This is a genomic window from Kistimonas ophiarachnellae (genome assembly GCF_057552235.1).
On record NZ_BAAJPA010000086.1, the window covers coordinates 1 to 325 of the forward strand.

The window sequence follows — 325 nt, forward strand, 5'->3', positions numbered from 1 at the left end:
TGCTGTAATCTGTCGTACGCCTTTGAGCGCCTGTAACGCTTGTACGACAGGGTATCGTGCCCATTTTGGCAGATACTCGTCTATCTGCTGCTCCATGAATGTCAGCTGACTCTGACGATCTTCGATGATATCCATGTACTGCTTGAGAACAACATTCTGCGCAGTCGTTGAAAACACCCGTTCAGATAACCAGAGCCAGTGCTGCCTGCTCCACCGTTTGCCGTGATAAACCTGATCGTGTCTTAACAGAAAGCTGTTGAGCCGTTGCCTGGCAGCCTTGAGATCGTTGACAAGATCGGTGCGTGCCCGGATCAGGTCGCGCATG

The 325-nt window shown here is 51.7% G+C and carries 1 pseudogene; it reads right to left on the minus strand.

Annotation, left to right across the window (positions count from 1 at the left end):
- Positions 1-325: pseudogene (locus AC27K1_RS21750) on the minus strand (IS110 family transposase); the annotation flags it as partial.